The following is a 16213-nucleotide window of genomic DNA, read 5'->3' as shown; positions in this document are numbered from 1 at the left end:
CGGTTTTTATGAGATTTTTTTTATGTGGATTCTGTTTAAATGGCTGAATATCAAATTGTTAATTAAATATATTGCTGGATTTTTTGACCTGTAGAAACAACTTGTTGCTCACGGTGCTGCCTTCATGTTTTACTTTGATCCTGTAATGTTCAGGATTAAAATTCATCAACTAAAACTTTATATGACAACATCTATCAGGTATTATCTGATTCTCTTTTTTCTGCTGGTCTTTTCTTGGGGCAATGCAAAAAATATCCCTATCCGGCAATCGGGCCTCATCGGCAAATCCATTGTCGAATTTGTTCCTGAAGGTTTCGATCAATCTAAAGTTCCATCTCTGATGCTCCAAAGGGAACCTTCTATTAAAAGAGCTGTTCCGGCAGGATGGCGTATTTTTCCTGAGTTTAATTTGAATGAGGGGAAGGCAAGCGCTGTTGTTCATTTGGAGGGCGACATTAGCCTATATGGCGGTGGAGAAGTCACTGGCCCGCTATTAAGGAACGGCCAAACTATAAAACTTTGGAATACCGATAACGGTGCTTATGGCACAGATAATGGAAAACGCCTTTATCAAACCCATCCCTGGGTAATGGGTGTACGGAAAGACGGCACCGCTTTCGGAATTCTTTTTGATAGCTATTGGAAAGCGGAGCTGAAAACGGATTCGAAAGAAATAACCTACAATACCGAAGGTCCGTTATTTCGTGTCTTTGTGATCGATCGTCAATCACCGCAAGAGGTGGTTAAGGGGCTGGCCGAAATGACCGGCACTATAGAAATGCCGCCAAGGTGGGCTTTAGGTTATCAGCAGTGCCGTTTTTCATACGTTTCAGAGCAACGTGTGAGGGAAATAGCCAACACCTTCAGGGAAAAGCAAATACCTTGCGATGCCATTTGGATGGATATTGATTACATGGAAGGTTTCCGTGTTTTTACCTTCAATAAAAATAATTTTCCAAATCCTAAGCAACTGAACGATGATCTGCATGCCAAAGGTTTTCATTCTGTTTTTATGATAGATCCAGGTGTTAAGGCTGATAGTTCATATACGGTTTATCAATCCGGATCAGCTAACGATATTTGGGTTAAAGACCCTGGCGGTAGGGAATATCACGGCAAAGTTTGGCCGGGCGATTGTGCTTTCCCTGATTTTACCATGCCTGCAGCGCGTAGATGGTGGGCGGATTTGTATCATCAATTTATGGCTACCGGGGTTGATGGTGTATGGAACGATATGAACGAGCCGGCGGTAAATGACGAGGCTTTACCGAAAGAGCAGAGATTAGGTACCATGCCTTATAATAACCAACACAGGGGTGGAGATGCACTCCCCGCCGGGCCGCATTTGTTATACCATAATGCTTATGGGCGGTTGATGGTTCAGGCTACCCGGCAGGGCGTGATGGAGGCCAATCCAAATAAGCGGCCGTTTATTTTAACAAGAGCCAATTTGCTGGGTGGCCAGCGCTTCGCCGCAACCTGGACGGGAGATAATTTAGCCGACGAACGGTTTATGAAAGTATCAGTACCGATGTCCCTTACCCTTGGTTTGTCAGGTCAGCCTTTCAGCGGGCCCGATATTGGTGGCTTTTTGGGTAATACCAGTCCTGATCTGTGGGCCAAATGGCTCGGCTTCGGTGTGTTTTTGCCGTTTGCCCGGGGGCACGCCTGCGCGGGTACTAACAACAAAGAGCCATGGGCATTTGGCGATGCCGTTGAAACAACTTCGAAGATCGCAATTAGTCGTCGGTATCGCTTATTGCCATTGTTTTATACGCTGTTTTACAATGCCCACAAAACCGGCTTGCCGGTAATGCAACCATCCTTTTTTGCCGATCCGAAAGATTTAAGTTTAAGAAGTGAAGAGCAGTCATTTTTATTAGGCAACAACCTTCTGGTAGTTCCATCTTTTGCTAAAGATATCAAACTGCCTGCCGGAAAATGGGAGAAGGTAACGCTTGTTGATGGCGAAGAATCAGATCCTTATCAGGCTAAATTATTGCTGAAAAGCGGTGCTATTATTCCTGCCGGAAACGTTATCCAAAATACAGGCGAGAAATCGTTGAACACTTTAACGCTATATATTAATCCAGATGCAAAAGGCAACGCTACGGGCGAACTTTACTGGGATAGGGGCGAAGGTTGGGAATTTAAGAAAAAGCAGTACAGCAAAATCAAATTCAAGGCAACAAAAAGCGGCCACGAAATCATGTTGCGTGTGGTTGCCCAGGAGGGCAATTATCCCATTAATAAGGAGGTTGCCCATTTAAAAGTTGTCGTTCTTAAAGATGGCAAAGAATATTTTGGCGCAGGTAATTTGAAAAAGGGCGTTTCTGTGCAAATGTAAACGTTTCTGGCGACTGCAAACCCCGGTAGTTCAAGTTGCGGAACAACCGGCAATTCTGGCAGCTGCAAAAAACGGGTCAACTGTTATCTGCCAAACGTTTAATTATTAAAATGATAGCGGATAACAGTAAGTTGTCAATTAAAAGATTTCCTGAATTCCAGCGGCGAGAGATTCGTCCTGGTCTTAAATAGCTTACTGAACGACTGTGAATGCTCAAAACCTAAGGCATAGGCCACCTCGCTGACCGACAGGCTGGTGGTGGACAATTTTTCCTTCGCTTTTTCAATGAGATGGTCATGAATGTGCTGCTGGGCGCTTTGTCCGGTCAGTGATCGCAGCATGTCACTCAGGTAGTTAGGCGAAAGGTTCAGTTTTTCGGCCAGGTAAGCAACGGTAGGAATGCCGCGGCTCAACGTCAGTTCATTATTGAAATACGCGTCCAGTGTTTCCTCCAACCGTTGCAGGATATCGGTGCTGGCCGCTTTGCGCGTCAGGAACTGCCGCTTATAAAAACGGTTGGCATAACTGAGCAGCAGTTCAATCTGGGAGATCATCACCTCCTGGCTGAAGTCGTCGATCCGGCCGTCGAGTTCCTTTTCCATAAAGCTAAAGATAGCCAGGACCGTGTTTTTTTCTTCTTCCGAGAGATGCAGTGTTTCGTTGGTGCTGTAGGAAAAGAAGCCATATTGCTTGATCTTTTTGGCCAGTGGGTACCCCAAAAAGAAATCCGGGTGGATGATCAGGGTGTACTCTGAGCATACCGTCCCCTCCAGGTCGTTACCGCCGATGATCTGCCCCGGTGCGGCGAATAACAAACCGCCGTTATCAAAATCATAATAACCCTGGCCATATTTCAACTTACCGCCCAGCCTGGGCTTGTAAGCGATCTTGTAATAGGCCAGCACATGCCGGGTGGGCAATTTGCCTTCCAACAAGATGTGTGCGCCGTTAATCAGGCTGATCAGTGGGTGTTTAGGCTGCGGCAAGCCGAACATCCGGTGCGCCTCGGTCAGCGACTCCAGTTTCAAGGGCGGGTTCTCATCCTTTTTCATCATAGCTAAGTTAAGGACACCAGGCCGTAATTTGCAGTGGCTGGTGTCCGTATTTTGTAATTTCATTGCGCCGAGCGCGAAACTTCATCCCAGGCTTCCCAGGTGGCAATGCGCTCCGTATAGGCAGCTTTCAGGCCGGTAAGGTTATGGCTACCAAGGTTAAAACGTAGCGGCGGGTTTTCAGAGTCCACCACTTTGAACAGCGCCTGCGAGGTAGCGGCCGGGTTGCCTCTCTCCATGCCTTTTAGTCCCTCCATGAATTTCGCTTTAAAATCGTGGTAGACCGGATTTCCTTCGAAAACCTTCGGGATCTGATCGCTACCAAATTCTGTTGCATATGCGCCCGGTTCAATGATGGTGACTTTGATACCGAACTGCGCCACTTCCAGGGCCAGGCTTTCATGGATCGCTTCAAACGCCCATTTGGATGAGCAGTAATAGCCCAGGATCGGCATGGCCAGATGCCCCAGGTTACTGGAAGTACCCAGGATATGTCCGTAACCTTGCCCACGCAGCAGCGGCAAAGCCGCCTGGATAACACTAACAGGGCCTATCACGTTGGTTTCGTAAAGGGCGCGGATATCGCCGGCACTGCCGTCCTCGATCGTCCCGATCAGTGGGTATCCCGCGTTATTCAACACGATGTCCAACCGGCCAAAATGCTCATGCGCTTTATTTACGACTTCTTTAACCTGAGCAGGGTTAGTCACGTCGAGTTCCAGTGTCAATACCCGATCGCCATATTGTTCTTTTAATGCAGCGATGCTGCTCAGTTCGCGGGCCGTCGCGGCCACCTGATCCCCGCGCTCCAATGCCGCTTCTGTCCATATACGTCCCAGACCGCGCGAAGCGCCAGTGATGAACCATATTTTATTCGTTTGCTGTGTCATACTATATTTTATTTGATGAAAGCAAAGTTCGGGGAACAAGCCTTTTGCTTTGTAGCCTAATTACGGTTCTTTGTAGGCTGATCTCTGTATTTGTTCAGGTAATCCGGGACGTAGCCAGAGGTATCTCAAAAAAGCGCCGGGACATCTTTATTTTTACCCATAAATTATTATTATATAATTTCTATAGAATTAGTAGTATTTATCAAATCTTTTTTTACATTTGCCTCAGAAAATTAATAACAACAAATTAAAATCTTTAAAAGCACCCATCATGCAACCCGAACTTTTACCTAAATACGGCCTTGCTAATTATCAGTTAATCGCTGTTGCTTTTACTTCCTGTTGTTATTCTTGTTGTTGCTGCTAATCAGTACAAGGGGTAATCCCTCCTCCATAATCGTGCGTTGATCGCACGGTACTCAATTTTTCAATTCATTACATTATTTACCAGGCATTGCTGCTTTATGCGGATTGCTATGCAACGCCTGCATTGTTAATCACTTAATATAAGTTCATTATGACCATTAACGACGTTTCCCTGATTGGGAAAAAGGTGTTGGTAGGCGTTATAGTAACCCTCATACCTTTTGTTATCATTTTCGGCGGGCTGTGGCTTGGCCGTAAGCTATTGGAAAAAGGCCCTGCAACTAAAACAGCGCAAATTGTTCAACCTCAAAACAGTACACCCTCATGAAACTGGATCAATCAACCAAAAAGCAGATTATCAAAAACGCTTCATTGAGCCTGCTGCTTTATATCCTGCCTATCGCGCTCATGTTTGGCACTTTCGCCATCACCGGTCAGCGCCCATGGGAAAAGAAGCAACATCAGCATAAACAGGAAAACACCATAAAAACTAAAACATCAAACTCGCCAGACAATGATTGATCAGATAAAGCAAATAATAGAAAACCTTAACGGCTATGGCTTTTCCGTTTTGGTATTGGTACTCGGTGTATTGGAATTTTCGTTCGGCCTTTATAAAAAGCGCTGGAACAAAAATGAAAAATGGGTTGATATTGCCTGCTTTACCATCCCTAAACTGGTGGTAAAACCATTGGTGGCCTATTACGGATTAAAAGTGCTGCCGGCTGTATTACCAGGATTAAAGAACACCTTTGATTGGGTTCCGTTTTTCTGGGGATTCATCATCATCGCGGTAGCCGATGATCTTACCCAATACTGGTATCATCGTTTACACCATCAGGTGCCCTGGCTATGGCGTTTTCACCGTACACACCACTCGGCATCGTACATGGGTATGGCAATGGCCAGCAGGCAAAATATCATTTATACCATCTTTTTTTCGCAGACCTATTTAACAACAGCTTTGGTTTATCTCGGCTTAGGCATCCCGGCTGTAGTGGTGAAAGGTATTAAAGGTACTATTACCACCCTGGCGCATTCAAGTATTCCCTGGGATAAACCATTTTATCAGTATAAAATATTACACCCCCTGGCCTGGATCCTTGAACGTACCATTTCAACGCCTGCAACGCATCATGCGCACCATGCAGCTACTACCGATGACGGGGTAGGCTATTATAAAGGTAATTTTGGTAATATGTTCTTTTGGTGGGACATTATTTTCGGTACGGCTCATATCTCGCGTCAGTATCCTAAAGCTTATGGTATTTCGCATTATGAAGGTGACCAATGGTATGCACAACTGGCCTGGCCTTTATTTAAATCAAAGATACCCGGAAGTGAACTTGCGGCCGATGGCCCGATGATTAGAGAAGATGTGCCTTTGCAACCTCATCACTTATACCGACCCGATGTTGCAGTGCAGCCCGAAGCTGAACAGGTTGACACAGCATTTCAATTGCAACCTGTAAAAGCATAATGAATAAGATTGTACTTATACTTTTTAGTACCGTATGGTTAGCATCATGTAAACAACCGGCGAAACCAGTGGCGGGTATTGCGGTTGCCACGGTTCCCGGTGCTAAAAAGAAACTTTGCTGCGAATCAAATATTCCCAACAGGTTTAAGGCAGCAGGACTAAACGGTGCGGCGCTTAGTTTGCCTGATACCGGTAATACTCATGCCAGCCATGCGGGGATGGCATGGGTACCAGCTGGAAGTTTCAGAATGGGGGCCGATAACCAGCAGGCTGAGCCTGATGAATACCCCAAACACGATGTAAGTGTCGATGGTTTTTGGATAGATAAAACCGAGGTTACCAATGCCCAGTTCGAAAAATTTGTGAAAGCCACAGGCTATATCACTACAGCCGAGCGTAAACCCGACTGGAACGAGCTCAAAAAGCAAATGCCCCCGGGTACCGAAAAGCCTGCTGATAGTTTGCTGGTCGCGGCCTCGCTGATATTTGTGCCGGCAAATAAACCGGTTAACCTGAACGATTACAGCCAATGGTGGGCGTGGAAGACAGGTGCCAACTGGAAACATCCACACGGGCCGGGTAGCGATATTAAGGGTAAAGATAATTATCCGGTAGTACAGGTTTCATGGTACGATGCTGTGGCCTACAGCAAATGGGCAGGCAAACGTTTACCAACCGAAGCAGAATGGGAGCGGGCGGCGAGGGGCGGTCTTGAAGATAAGATCTATCCCTGGGGAAATGAAAAAGTGAACGAAGGGCAGCCCAAGGCAAATACCTGGGAGGGAAGTTTCCCCTATAAAAACACTCAGCGCGATCATTACTATTATTTGGCTCCGGTTAGTTCATTTGCGCCCAATGGTTACGGTTTGTATGATATGGCCGGTAATGTATGGGAGTGGTGTGCCGATTTGTACAATAACAACTACTACAAAATAGTAAGCAGCCCGGCGGGAGTTAAAAACCCCAAAGGCGCTTCAAAATCATATGATCCGGATGAGCCTTATGCCATAAAAAGGGTAGTGCGCGGTGGCTCTTTTTTGTGTAACGATAGTTATTGTTCAGGCTACCGGGTGTCGCGCCGGATGAAAACTACCGAAGACAGTGGTATGGAGCACCTTGGCTTTCGTTGTGTAAGCAATTAAAATAATACCCCTAAAATAAATGATTGATTGGCCTGCTTCAACAGGCATAACCAGAAAGGAACATGAAAAAGTAAACAATTACATTCTTCAAATAAGGGAAAAGCAAAGCCTTTCCCTCAGTCATTAAAACAACGAAACAGGGATCGATTGGCGTTGAGCCTGTTTCAATTGAGTCATTTTAATATTCAAATCTATGCAAAATATTGCAAATGCAGGGATTGGCTATGCGTTGCCTTTTCCGCTGCACGCGGCATCTTTTACGCTGCAAATTATTGAGGATGTCTTTCATCCGCAGCAATTATACAGGCCCTTTAATGCGGTTACTGATCAGTCGTCCGGTTTTTCATCTTCTAAAAACCTGTCGACATGAAAAAACTGCTATTAATCCCATTTCTGTTGTTGATCGCTTTTCCGCTGTTAACCATCGCGCAGCAAACGCAGCCTACCATCAATTCGCACCTGGTTGGCCGTGTAATTGACAGCACAACCCGCGAGCCATTACCCGGTGCCGTGGTCAAGATCCAGGGTACCACGCACGTAGTTTCAACCGATATCGAAGGTAAATTCAGCTTTATAACCGGCCAGAAATTTCCATATAAACTTATTATCACCTTTACCGGCTACGAAAGGAAAGAATTTATTGCTGATGGCAGCCCGGTTGAAATTAAGCTTAAAGATGCCCAAACCCAGCTAAACCAGGTGGTTGTGGTGGGTTACGGTTCCCAAAAACGTAAGGATATCACCGGTTCGGTAGCGTCGGTACCTGCGCTTGCTTTGAAGCAGCCGGTCCCTTCGCTCGACAGGGCTTTGCAGGGCTCTGTTTCGGGCATCCAGGTTACTCAGGCTACCGGGCAGCCGGGAGCGGGCGTAACTGTACAGATCCGCGGTGTAAACTCTATCAATGCCGTTGCCGAACCATTATATATTATTGATGGTTTCCCTACTTCTAACAGCAACTCGCTTACCGATGCAGGTGTAACCAACGGTCCTAAGATCAACCCATTGGCGTCTATCAATACTTCGGATATTGAAAGTATCGAGGTTTTAAAAGACGCTTCAGCCACGGCTATTTATGGTACACGCGGGGCAAACGGTGTAATTATCATCACAACCAAAAAAGGAAAAGCCGGTGTATCATCTATCAATTACGACGGTAGCTACGGCAAGCAGGAGGTAATTAAAACCTTGTCGCTGCTTAACACCCCGCAATGGGAAGCATTGCGTAACGATGCTTTGGTAAACACGGGTAAAACCGCTCAAACAGAGGCTCAGCTTAATCCTTACAATGCCAATACCGACTGGCAGGCCGCTGCCTTCCGTAAGGGGACTTCACAAAATCATAGTCTTTCAATATTTTCTGGTACCGAGCGTACAAGGCTTGCATTTTCCGGCAATTACTTTAAACAGGATGGTATTTTACAAAACACCAACTTTGAGCGTTACGCCGGTCGGGTGAATGTAGAGCACGATTATAACGACAGGTTTAAGATTTCATCATATATCACGGGCAGCCGTACTACTGCACAAATTGCACCGCAGGGTGTGGTACCTGCTATTTTGCTGATGACGCCAACTACGCCTGTTTACAATAGCGATGGTTCATTCTTTATCAAAAACGTATTTGAAGGCACTTACGGAAACCCGATCAATACACTATATAATCAAACCAATACCACTACCACGAGCCGCATTTTAGGTAATATAGCCGGCGATTATAAGATCACCGAAAACCTTACTGCAAGGGTATTGGCCGGTGTGGATATTATCGACAATAAGCAAAACCGTTACCTGCCTGCTACCGTTTATGAGGGTTCGGGCTATTCAGGCCTTGGCGAAGTTGGTACACTAAACTCGTTTAACTGGCTTAATGAGAACACGCTTACCTATAACAAAAAGTTTGGCAAACACTCGTTAAATGTATTAGCAGGTTTTACCCAGCAGCAGTTTAAGGCCGAAGGCGCCATAACAGGTTCATCGGGCTTTGTGAGCGATTATGATACTTTCAATAACCTCGGTTCGGGTAGTGTAACCAACGTTTCAGGAAGTGGTTTCGCGATAGCGCCATCCTCATCATCAAATACCTGGGCCTTAAAATCCTATCTGGGCAGGATCAATTATGGTTTTAACAGCAAATACCTGTTAACCTTAACCCTGCGTGCCGATGGCTCGTCAAAATTCGCGCCAGGGCATCAGTGGGCATCTTTCCCGTCGGCAGCCATAGCCTGGAATGCATCCAGCGAAGATTTTCTGAAAAATGTAACTGCCATCAGCCAGTTGAAACTGAGGTTGAGTGCGGGACAAACAGGTAACAGCGATATCCCGGCTTACCAGTCGTACTCGCAGTTGGGTTACTATCGCTATAATTTTGGTAACGCTACGGTTGCAGGTTTCGCGCCAAATAGTTTGTATAATCCGAACCTAACCTGGGAAAAAACAAGCCAGTACGATTTTGGCTTCGACCTGGGCTTGTTTAAAGACAGGGTTACTGTAACGGCCGACGTGTATTACAAGAAAACCACTAATTTATTACTGTATCTGCCTTTACCGGCAACAAGCGGTTTAACTATCATTACCAATACGGCTATTACCAACCCGCAGCAGTATGAAAACGTAGGTTCGGTACAGAATAAAGGTTTTGAGATCGGCATAAACTCGCGCAATCTTGTTGGCAGTTTTGTATGGAACACCAACCTGGTGTTTGCACTTAACCGCAATAAGGTATTAAGCCTTGGCGGCAACGGTGTTAATCAGTTTATCCCCGATTCGTCGCTGCCGTCCATCATCAAAGTTGGCGAACCTATAGGTTCATTTATCGGTTACAAAACCAATGGCCTTATCCAGGCTGGCGGGCCGGTACTTACCCCGGCGGCTAATACTTCACCGGGCGGTCAAAACTACCAGGATATTAATGGCGATGGTAAAATAACACAAAGCGGCGACCGGGTAATTCTTGGCAACTCGCAGCCTAAATTTACCGGAGGTATCACTAACACTTTTGCCTATAAAGGCTTTGACTTGAGTGTGTTTTTACAGGGATCTTACGGTAATAAGATCTACAATCAGCAAAGAGGTGTTTTGGAATTAGGAACAGGCTATACCAATGCTACAACTACCTTGCTAAACCGCTGGACACCAATCAACACCAATACCGATGTTCACAGCGCATACCAGGACCCTGCGCCAACTATATCGGATAGATTTGTGGAGAATGGCTCATACCTGCGCCTTAAAAGCCTTGGTTTTGGTTACACTTTTCCGCAGTCGGTACTTTCCAGGTCGCCTATCAAGAAAGTCAGGATCTACATGAGTGCTCAAAACCTGGCAACCTGGACCAAATATACCGGTTACGACCCTGAAGTAAGCAGCAACGAGCAATCGGCCATTACATCAGGAGTTGATAACGGTGCTTACCCGAACAATAAATCTGTAATAGTTGGCATAGGGCTTACCCTGTAACGGCTAAACCTTGATTTTTTAAGATATGAAGACGAAAAATATTAAATACCTTATTATACTGGTTGCTTTTGCCGCTGTTTCATGCGCCAAACTTAAGGAAGACCCTCGGTCGTTCATTCCCGCAAGCCAGTTTTATAAAACCCAGGCCGATGCCGTAGCGGCAGTCACTGCGGCTTACTCTCTGCTTAATGCTGGTGCAAACGCGGTGCAAACACCATACAATACCCTTTTTAACACAGGTATGAATTTTATGGGCGATGATGAAGGCCCGGGCCCAGGTGCTACCAACGCAGATGTTCGTTCACAGTCGGTATTGGGCCATTCTGCATCAGGATTGCGAATCCTGCAGATCTGGCAGCAGCATTACGCGGCTATTAAAAAAGCTAATATCGCCATTGATACCATTCCTGATATCAAATTTGATGCTACGCTAAATAAAAGGCTTGTTGCCGAGTCGAAGTTTTTGAGGGCATTGTATTATTTTAATTTAGTGCGTTTGTATGGCGATGTGCCTCTGGTATTGCACGATCAAACATCAATTAATCTATCTGATCTGCAAATTCCGAGAACAGCCGCGGCTACCGTTTATGCACAAATAGAAACCGATTTAACCAATGCAGCTGCCGATTTGCCAAATAACTATACCGGTCCGGATGTAGGCAGGGCTACAGCAGGCGCAGCTAATTCATTACTTGCTAAGGTTTACCTTACCGAACGTAAATGGGATAAGGCTGTGGCGCAGGCCGAAGCTGTAATTAATGGCCCATACGGCTATGACCTGTTTGCCAACTATGCCGATGTGTTTTTGCCTGCAACTAAAAACGGAAAGGAGCATATTTTTTCGGCGCAGTTTAAATCAAACTCACAGGGACAGGGCAACAACCAGGCTCCGCGATCAATATTGAACGGTATCCCGGGTATAGTGGGCAGCTATGCCGATCAGGTGGTGTTTTACCCGGTACCTGATGCTACCAAACCCGGCGGCGTAGATAAGTTTTTCAGCATTTATAAGTCGTATCCGGCCAATGATAAGCGTAAGCGGGTGAGTTTTGTAACGCGCTTTCAAAGTCCTGCAACTAATCTGTGGTATGGTAAGCTGAATGACGCTACTATTCCCAACGACTCTATCCCTTTCTTTAATAAATATTATGATCCGGGCGTGGCATCTAACGAAGCCGAGTCGGGCGCCAATGTGCCTATCATCCGCTTTTCGGATGTGTTGCTGATCCATGCCGAAGCAGAAAATGAATTAAACGGGCCAACTGCCAAAGCATATGCTTCTATCAACAGGGTGAGAAAACGTGCCGGGCTGGACGATCTTGCCGGGCTTGACCAGGCTTCATTTCGTAACGCGGTTTATTTAGAGCGCAGACTGGAATTTGTATTTGAATACCAGCGTTGGTTTGATCTGATCCGCGAGCGGGATGCATCGGGTAAAGGCATTCTTGAGGCAAGTCTGCTGAAAGTTGGCAAAACCAATGTAAGCAAAGGCGCGGCTGGCAAATTTTACCTGTTCCCGATACCGCAGCAGGAAATTGACAATAGCAATGGTAAGCTTACGCAAAATCCCGGCTGGCAGTAATCTCAATTAGCATTATACATATTAACCAAAGAAAATGGTCGCTGGGGCGTGAAGTTTCGGTCCGGCTATGCCGAATAAACTATTACCAATGAAAACAAAGAAAATAACATTGCTCCTGTCGCTTGGCTTGCTTGCAGCATTTACAGCCAAAGCACAAAACGGACAAACGCCGGTATTTGGCGGCACGGTGGGCAAAACGCTTGATGATTCGAAGGAGTGGTGGCCTGAGCCTCATAAAGCGCCCACCGGCGCGCCAAACGTATTATGGATCATTTTGGACGACGTGGGCTTTGGTGCTACAAGCACCTTTGGCGGCATCATCAAAACCCCCAATTTTGATACGTTGGCCAATAATGGCTTACGGTATACCAATTTTCACACTGCGGGGATCTGCGCGCCAACGCGATCAGCTTTGTTAACCGGACGTAACCATCATTATGTTCACGAGGGTGGTTTTTCGCATGTAACTTTGTCGGCCGGTTTTCCGGGTTATGATGGGCGGATCCCATCAGATAAAGGGACCATAGCAGAGATCTTGCGCGAGAATGGTTATAACACATTCGCGGTTGGCAAATATGGTTTAACACCCGATGAGGACGCTACCGACGCAGGCCCGTTTGACCGCTGGCCTACAGGTAAAGGCTTTGATCATTTCTTCGGATTTTTAGGGTCAGCTACAGATCAGTATAAACCCGATTTGGTTGAGGACAATGCCCACGTAACACCCGATGGCCGTCACCTTACCGATCAAATCACGGATAAGGCTATCTTCTATTTAACACGCCAGCATAAGGTTGCGTCTGATAAACCCTTCTTTTTATATTATGCGCCGGGTGCCACGCATTCGCCCCACCAGGTAGCAAAGGAATGGAGCGATCTGTACAAAGGCCAGTTTGACAGCGGCTGGGACGATTTTAGGGAGAAAGTTATCGCAAGGCAAAAGCAATTGGGTATTATCCCGGCATACGCCAAACTACCCGAGCGTAACTCTCGCATCCCGGCCTGGAAATCATTACCCGATGCCGAGAAAAAACTGTACGCCCGTTTCATGGAAGTTTATGCCGGATATTTGACCTATACCGATCATGAGGTCGGCAGGCTCATCAATCACCTGAAACAAAGCGGTCAGCTGGATAATACGCTGGTATTTGTGATCATTGGCGATAATGGAGCCAGTAAAGAGGGGACGGTTCATGGTGTTATCAACCCTAAAAAGAACTCGGCTAAACTTGTTGCAGAAGACGCGTACCTAAAAACCAATATTGAAGACATTGACGATATCGGTACACCACAGGCCAGCACTAACTACCCGTTAGGCTGGGCACAGGCGGCCAATACACCATTTAAATACTGGAAACAGGATGCCAACTCCGAAGGTGGTACCCGTAACCCACTGATAGTTTACTATCCAAAAGGCATTAAAGACAAAGGCACTATCCGCACCCAATACGGGCATGTGATTGACGTATTGCCTACTACATTGGAGTATACCGGTATTAAACTGCCCGAGTATATCCGCGGCATTAAACAGGATACTTTGCAGGGCACTTCTTTGGTGTATTCATTTGATCATCCCGAAGCAAAATCAAAACATGTTTTGCAGCACTATTACATTTTTGGTTCGAGGTCGATTTATAGCGATGGCTGGAAGGCCGAAGCTGCACACCACCCGGATAACGTAGAACTGGGTGACTTTAAAGTTGGACAAAATGTGCCCGATAAGAGCTTTGATGAGGATACCTGGGAGCTATATAACCTGAACGAGGATTTCAACGAGCGGATTGATCTCGCCAAAAAATATCCCGAAAAACTGAAAGAGTTGAAGGCTGTATTTGAAGCACAGGCTAAAAAAAATAACCTGTATCCATTTATCGACTGGTATGATGTTTACCACCAGCGTATCCACAAAAACTATAAAAAGTAACTAATAACATGAAAGCTAAAAACGGAAGGCAGAAAGCCCAAAGCTAATAGCTTGATTGGATTAATTAAAAAACTTATATAACCATTTACAATTATGAAATCCGTTTATCAACGTATTGTCGCCATGTCGGCAATGGCCGTTGCCTTCAGCGCACCTGTTTTTGCGCAACTGCCGCATGTAAAGGTAATACCGGCCAACATAGCGCCAATTGATCCCGCTAATTACAAGGGCGTGGAAGGCAAAACGCTTGCCGAATCAAAAGAGTGGTGGAATAAACCACTCAAAGCACCAAAAGGTGCGCCAAACATCGTTTGGATTTTGCTTGATGACGTAGGCTTCGGCGCGTCAGGAACCTTTGGCGGGCTCATCAGTACGCCCAATTTTGATACGCTGGCCAACAACGGCTTACGCTATGTTAACTTCCATACGGCAGGCATTTGCGCACCAACACGGTCGTCGCTGCTTACCGGGCGTAACCATCATTATGTACACATGGGTAACTTTGCCCACGCTTCAACTGCTGCCGGTTTCCCGGGGTATGACGGCCGCATCCCGCCTGATAAAGGCACCATTGCCGAGGCGCTTCGTGCTAACGGCTACAGCACCTTTGCTGTAGGTAAATGGGGCGTAACTCCTGATGAGGATACCACCGCCGTCGGTCCGTTTGACCGCTGGCCTACCGGTAAAGGCTTTGATCATCACTTTGGTTTCCTTGAATCGGCTACTGATCAGTATAACCCGCCGCATTTGGTGGAGGATAATTTCCACATCAAACCTGATGGCCGTAACCTGAACGAGCAGATCACTGATAAGGCTATCGCCTATATCGATGCCGCTCATAAAGCTGCACCTGATCAGCCTTTCTTTTTATATTATGCACCGGGAGCTACCCATGCGCCACACCAGGTGAGCCATGAATGGAGCGACCTGTATAAAGGTAAGTTTGATGAGGGATGGGATGTCTATCGCCAAAAGGTTTTTGACAATCAAAAGAAAGCCGGCTACATTCCTGCTTATGCAAAACTGCCCGAGCGCAACGAACGGATCCAGGCCTGGAACAGCCTGCCTGCCGATCAGAAAAAATTGTATGCCCGGTTTATGGAGGTTTATGCAGGATATCTGACTTACATCGATCACCAGGTTGGCCGCGTGATTAACTATCTGAAAGCTTCCGCGCAGTTTGATAATACCTTGGTTTTTGTGATGATAGGGGATAACGGTGCAAGTAAAGAAGGAACTGTACACGGCGTTATCAATCCTAAAAACTCGGCTGCAACCACACCTGAGGCCGATTATATCAAAAAGAATGAAAGCGATTACGAAACCATTGGTACGCCGGAAGCTTCCACTAATTATCCTTTAGGCTGGGCACAGGCTGCCAATACGCCTTTCAAATACTGGAAATCGGATGCTGACGCTGAGGGTGGTACCCATAACCCGCTGATAGTTTATTACCCGAAACTCATTACCGAAAAAGGCGGCATCCGTACACAATACAGCCATGTATCTGATGTATTCCCGACCACTATTGAAGCTGCCGGTTTAAAACTGCCGGAGTACGTTAAGGGCATTAAGCAGGATACGTTGCAGGGCAAGTCATTTTTTAGCTCGTTTAACAACGCACAGGCAAAAACATTGCATACGCAGCAGTACTATTACATTTTTACTTCCCGCTCTATCTACAAAGATGGCTGGAAGGCCGAGGCTGCACACCGCCCGGATAATGTGGATCTGCTGAACTTCCCGAAAGAGAAAACCATCCCGGAGCGTAATTACGATAAGGATGTTTGGAAGCTTTATAACCTGAACGAGGATTTTAACGAGCGTGTTGACCTCGCCAAAAAATATCCTGAAAAATTAAAGGAACTGAAAGATATGTTTGACGCGGAAGCCAAAAAGAACCACATCTATCCATTTATTGATCGCGATGACATCAACAACAAACGGATCCATAAACTCGAAAACAATAATTAA

The 16213-nt window shown here is 46.1% G+C and carries 12 protein-coding genes; 10 read left to right on the top strand and 2 right to left on the bottom strand.

What is annotated here, in order from left to right; all coding sequences use genetic code 11:
• Window positions 1–181: 181 nt before the first annotated feature.
• Window positions 182–2347: a TIM-barrel domain-containing protein gene (locus tag ABID99_RS16380; protein ID WP_373614378.1), complete on the top strand. Its 2166-nt coding sequence runs from the start codon at window positions 182–184 to the stop codon at window positions 2345–2347.
• 134 nt (window positions 2348–2481) lie between these two features.
• On the opposite strand, the gene ABID99_RS16375 is transcribed toward ABID99_RS16380, so the two are convergent.
• Both ABID99_RS16375 and ABID99_RS16370 read right to left on the bottom strand, forming a co-directional pair.
• The gene (locus ABID99_RS16375; RefSeq protein WP_373615910.1) at window positions 2482–3399 is read right to left on the bottom strand and encodes a helix-turn-helix domain-containing protein; all 918 of its coding nucleotides are present in this window, start codon (window positions 3397–3399) and stop codon (window positions 2482–2484) included.
• A 62-nt stretch (window positions 3400–3461) separates the two neighbouring features.
• Entirely contained in the window at window positions 3462–4289 is an 828-nt protein-coding gene (locus tag ABID99_RS16370) for an SDR family NAD(P)-dependent oxidoreductase (RefSeq protein WP_373614377.1), read from the bottom strand.
• A 517-nt stretch (window positions 4290–4806) separates the two neighbouring features.
• Here ABID99_RS16370 and ABID99_RS16365 point away from each other — a divergent pair.
• The 9 genes from ABID99_RS16365 to ABID99_RS16325 all read left to right on the top strand — a co-directional run bounded on the left by ABID99_RS16365 (window position 4807) and on the right by ABID99_RS16325 (window position 16213).
• Complete coding sequence (locus ABID99_RS16365) at window positions 4807–4983, top strand: hypothetical protein (protein WP_175489886.1); 177 nt, start codon at window positions 4807–4809, stop codon at window positions 4981–4983.
• Window positions 4980–5177, top strand: a complete 198-nt coding sequence (locus ABID99_RS16360; RefSeq protein WP_090523922.1) for a hypothetical protein — start codon at window positions 4980–4982, stop codon at window positions 5175–5177. The genes ABID99_RS16365 and ABID99_RS16360 overlap by 4 nt, the downstream gene beginning before the upstream one ends.
• A complete protein-coding gene (locus tag ABID99_RS16355) occupies window positions 5170–6135 on the top strand; it encodes a sterol desaturase family protein (protein WP_090523924.1) in 966 nt (321 codons plus the stop codon). The genes ABID99_RS16360 and ABID99_RS16355 overlap by 8 nt, the downstream gene beginning before the upstream one ends.
• On the top strand, window positions 6135–7277 hold the full coding sequence (locus ABID99_RS16350) for a formylglycine-generating enzyme family protein (RefSeq protein WP_090523928.1): 1143 nt from the start codon (window positions 6135–6137) through the stop codon (window positions 7275–7277). Before ABID99_RS16355 ends, ABID99_RS16350 begins: the two co-directional genes overlap by 1 nt.
• A gap of 193 nt (window positions 7278–7470) precedes the next feature.
• The gene (locus ABID99_RS16345) at window positions 7471–7647 is read left to right on the top strand and encodes a hypothetical protein (RefSeq protein ID WP_373614376.1); all 177 of its coding nucleotides are present in this window, start codon (window positions 7471–7473) and stop codon (window positions 7645–7647) included.
• Window positions 7644–10733 carry a SusC/RagA family TonB-linked outer membrane protein gene (locus tag ABID99_RS16340; RefSeq protein ID WP_373614375.1) on the top strand — a complete coding sequence of 1030 codons (3090 nt, stop codon included), beginning with the start codon at window positions 7644–7646 and terminating at the stop codon, window positions 10731–10733. The genes ABID99_RS16345 and ABID99_RS16340 overlap by 4 nt, the downstream gene beginning before the upstream one ends.
• Window positions 10734–10758: 25 nt before the next feature.
• Window positions 10759–12315 (top strand): RagB/SusD family nutrient uptake outer membrane protein, encoded by a 1557-nt coding sequence (locus ABID99_RS16335; RefSeq protein WP_373614374.1) that lies wholly within the window; start codon window positions 10759–10761, stop codon window positions 12313–12315.
• Between the two features lie 88 nt (window positions 12316–12403).
• Entirely contained in the window at window positions 12404–14239 is a 1836-nt protein-coding gene (locus ABID99_RS16330; protein ID WP_373614372.1) for an arylsulfatase, read from the top strand.
• Window positions 14240–14332: 93 nt separating this feature from the next.
• Window positions 14333–16213 carry an arylsulfatase gene (locus tag ABID99_RS16325; RefSeq protein WP_373614371.1) on the top strand — a complete coding sequence of 627 codons (1881 nt, stop codon included), beginning with the start codon at window positions 14333–14335 and terminating at the stop codon, window positions 16211–16213.

This window comes from Mucilaginibacter sp. OAE612, from assembly GCF_041806395.1.
Lineage (GTDB): Bacteria > Bacteroidota > Bacteroidia > Sphingobacteriales > Sphingobacteriaceae > Mucilaginibacter > Mucilaginibacter rubeus.
Note: the sequence above shows the minus strand (reverse complement) of the source record. Positions and strands in the feature narration are given on the sequence as shown.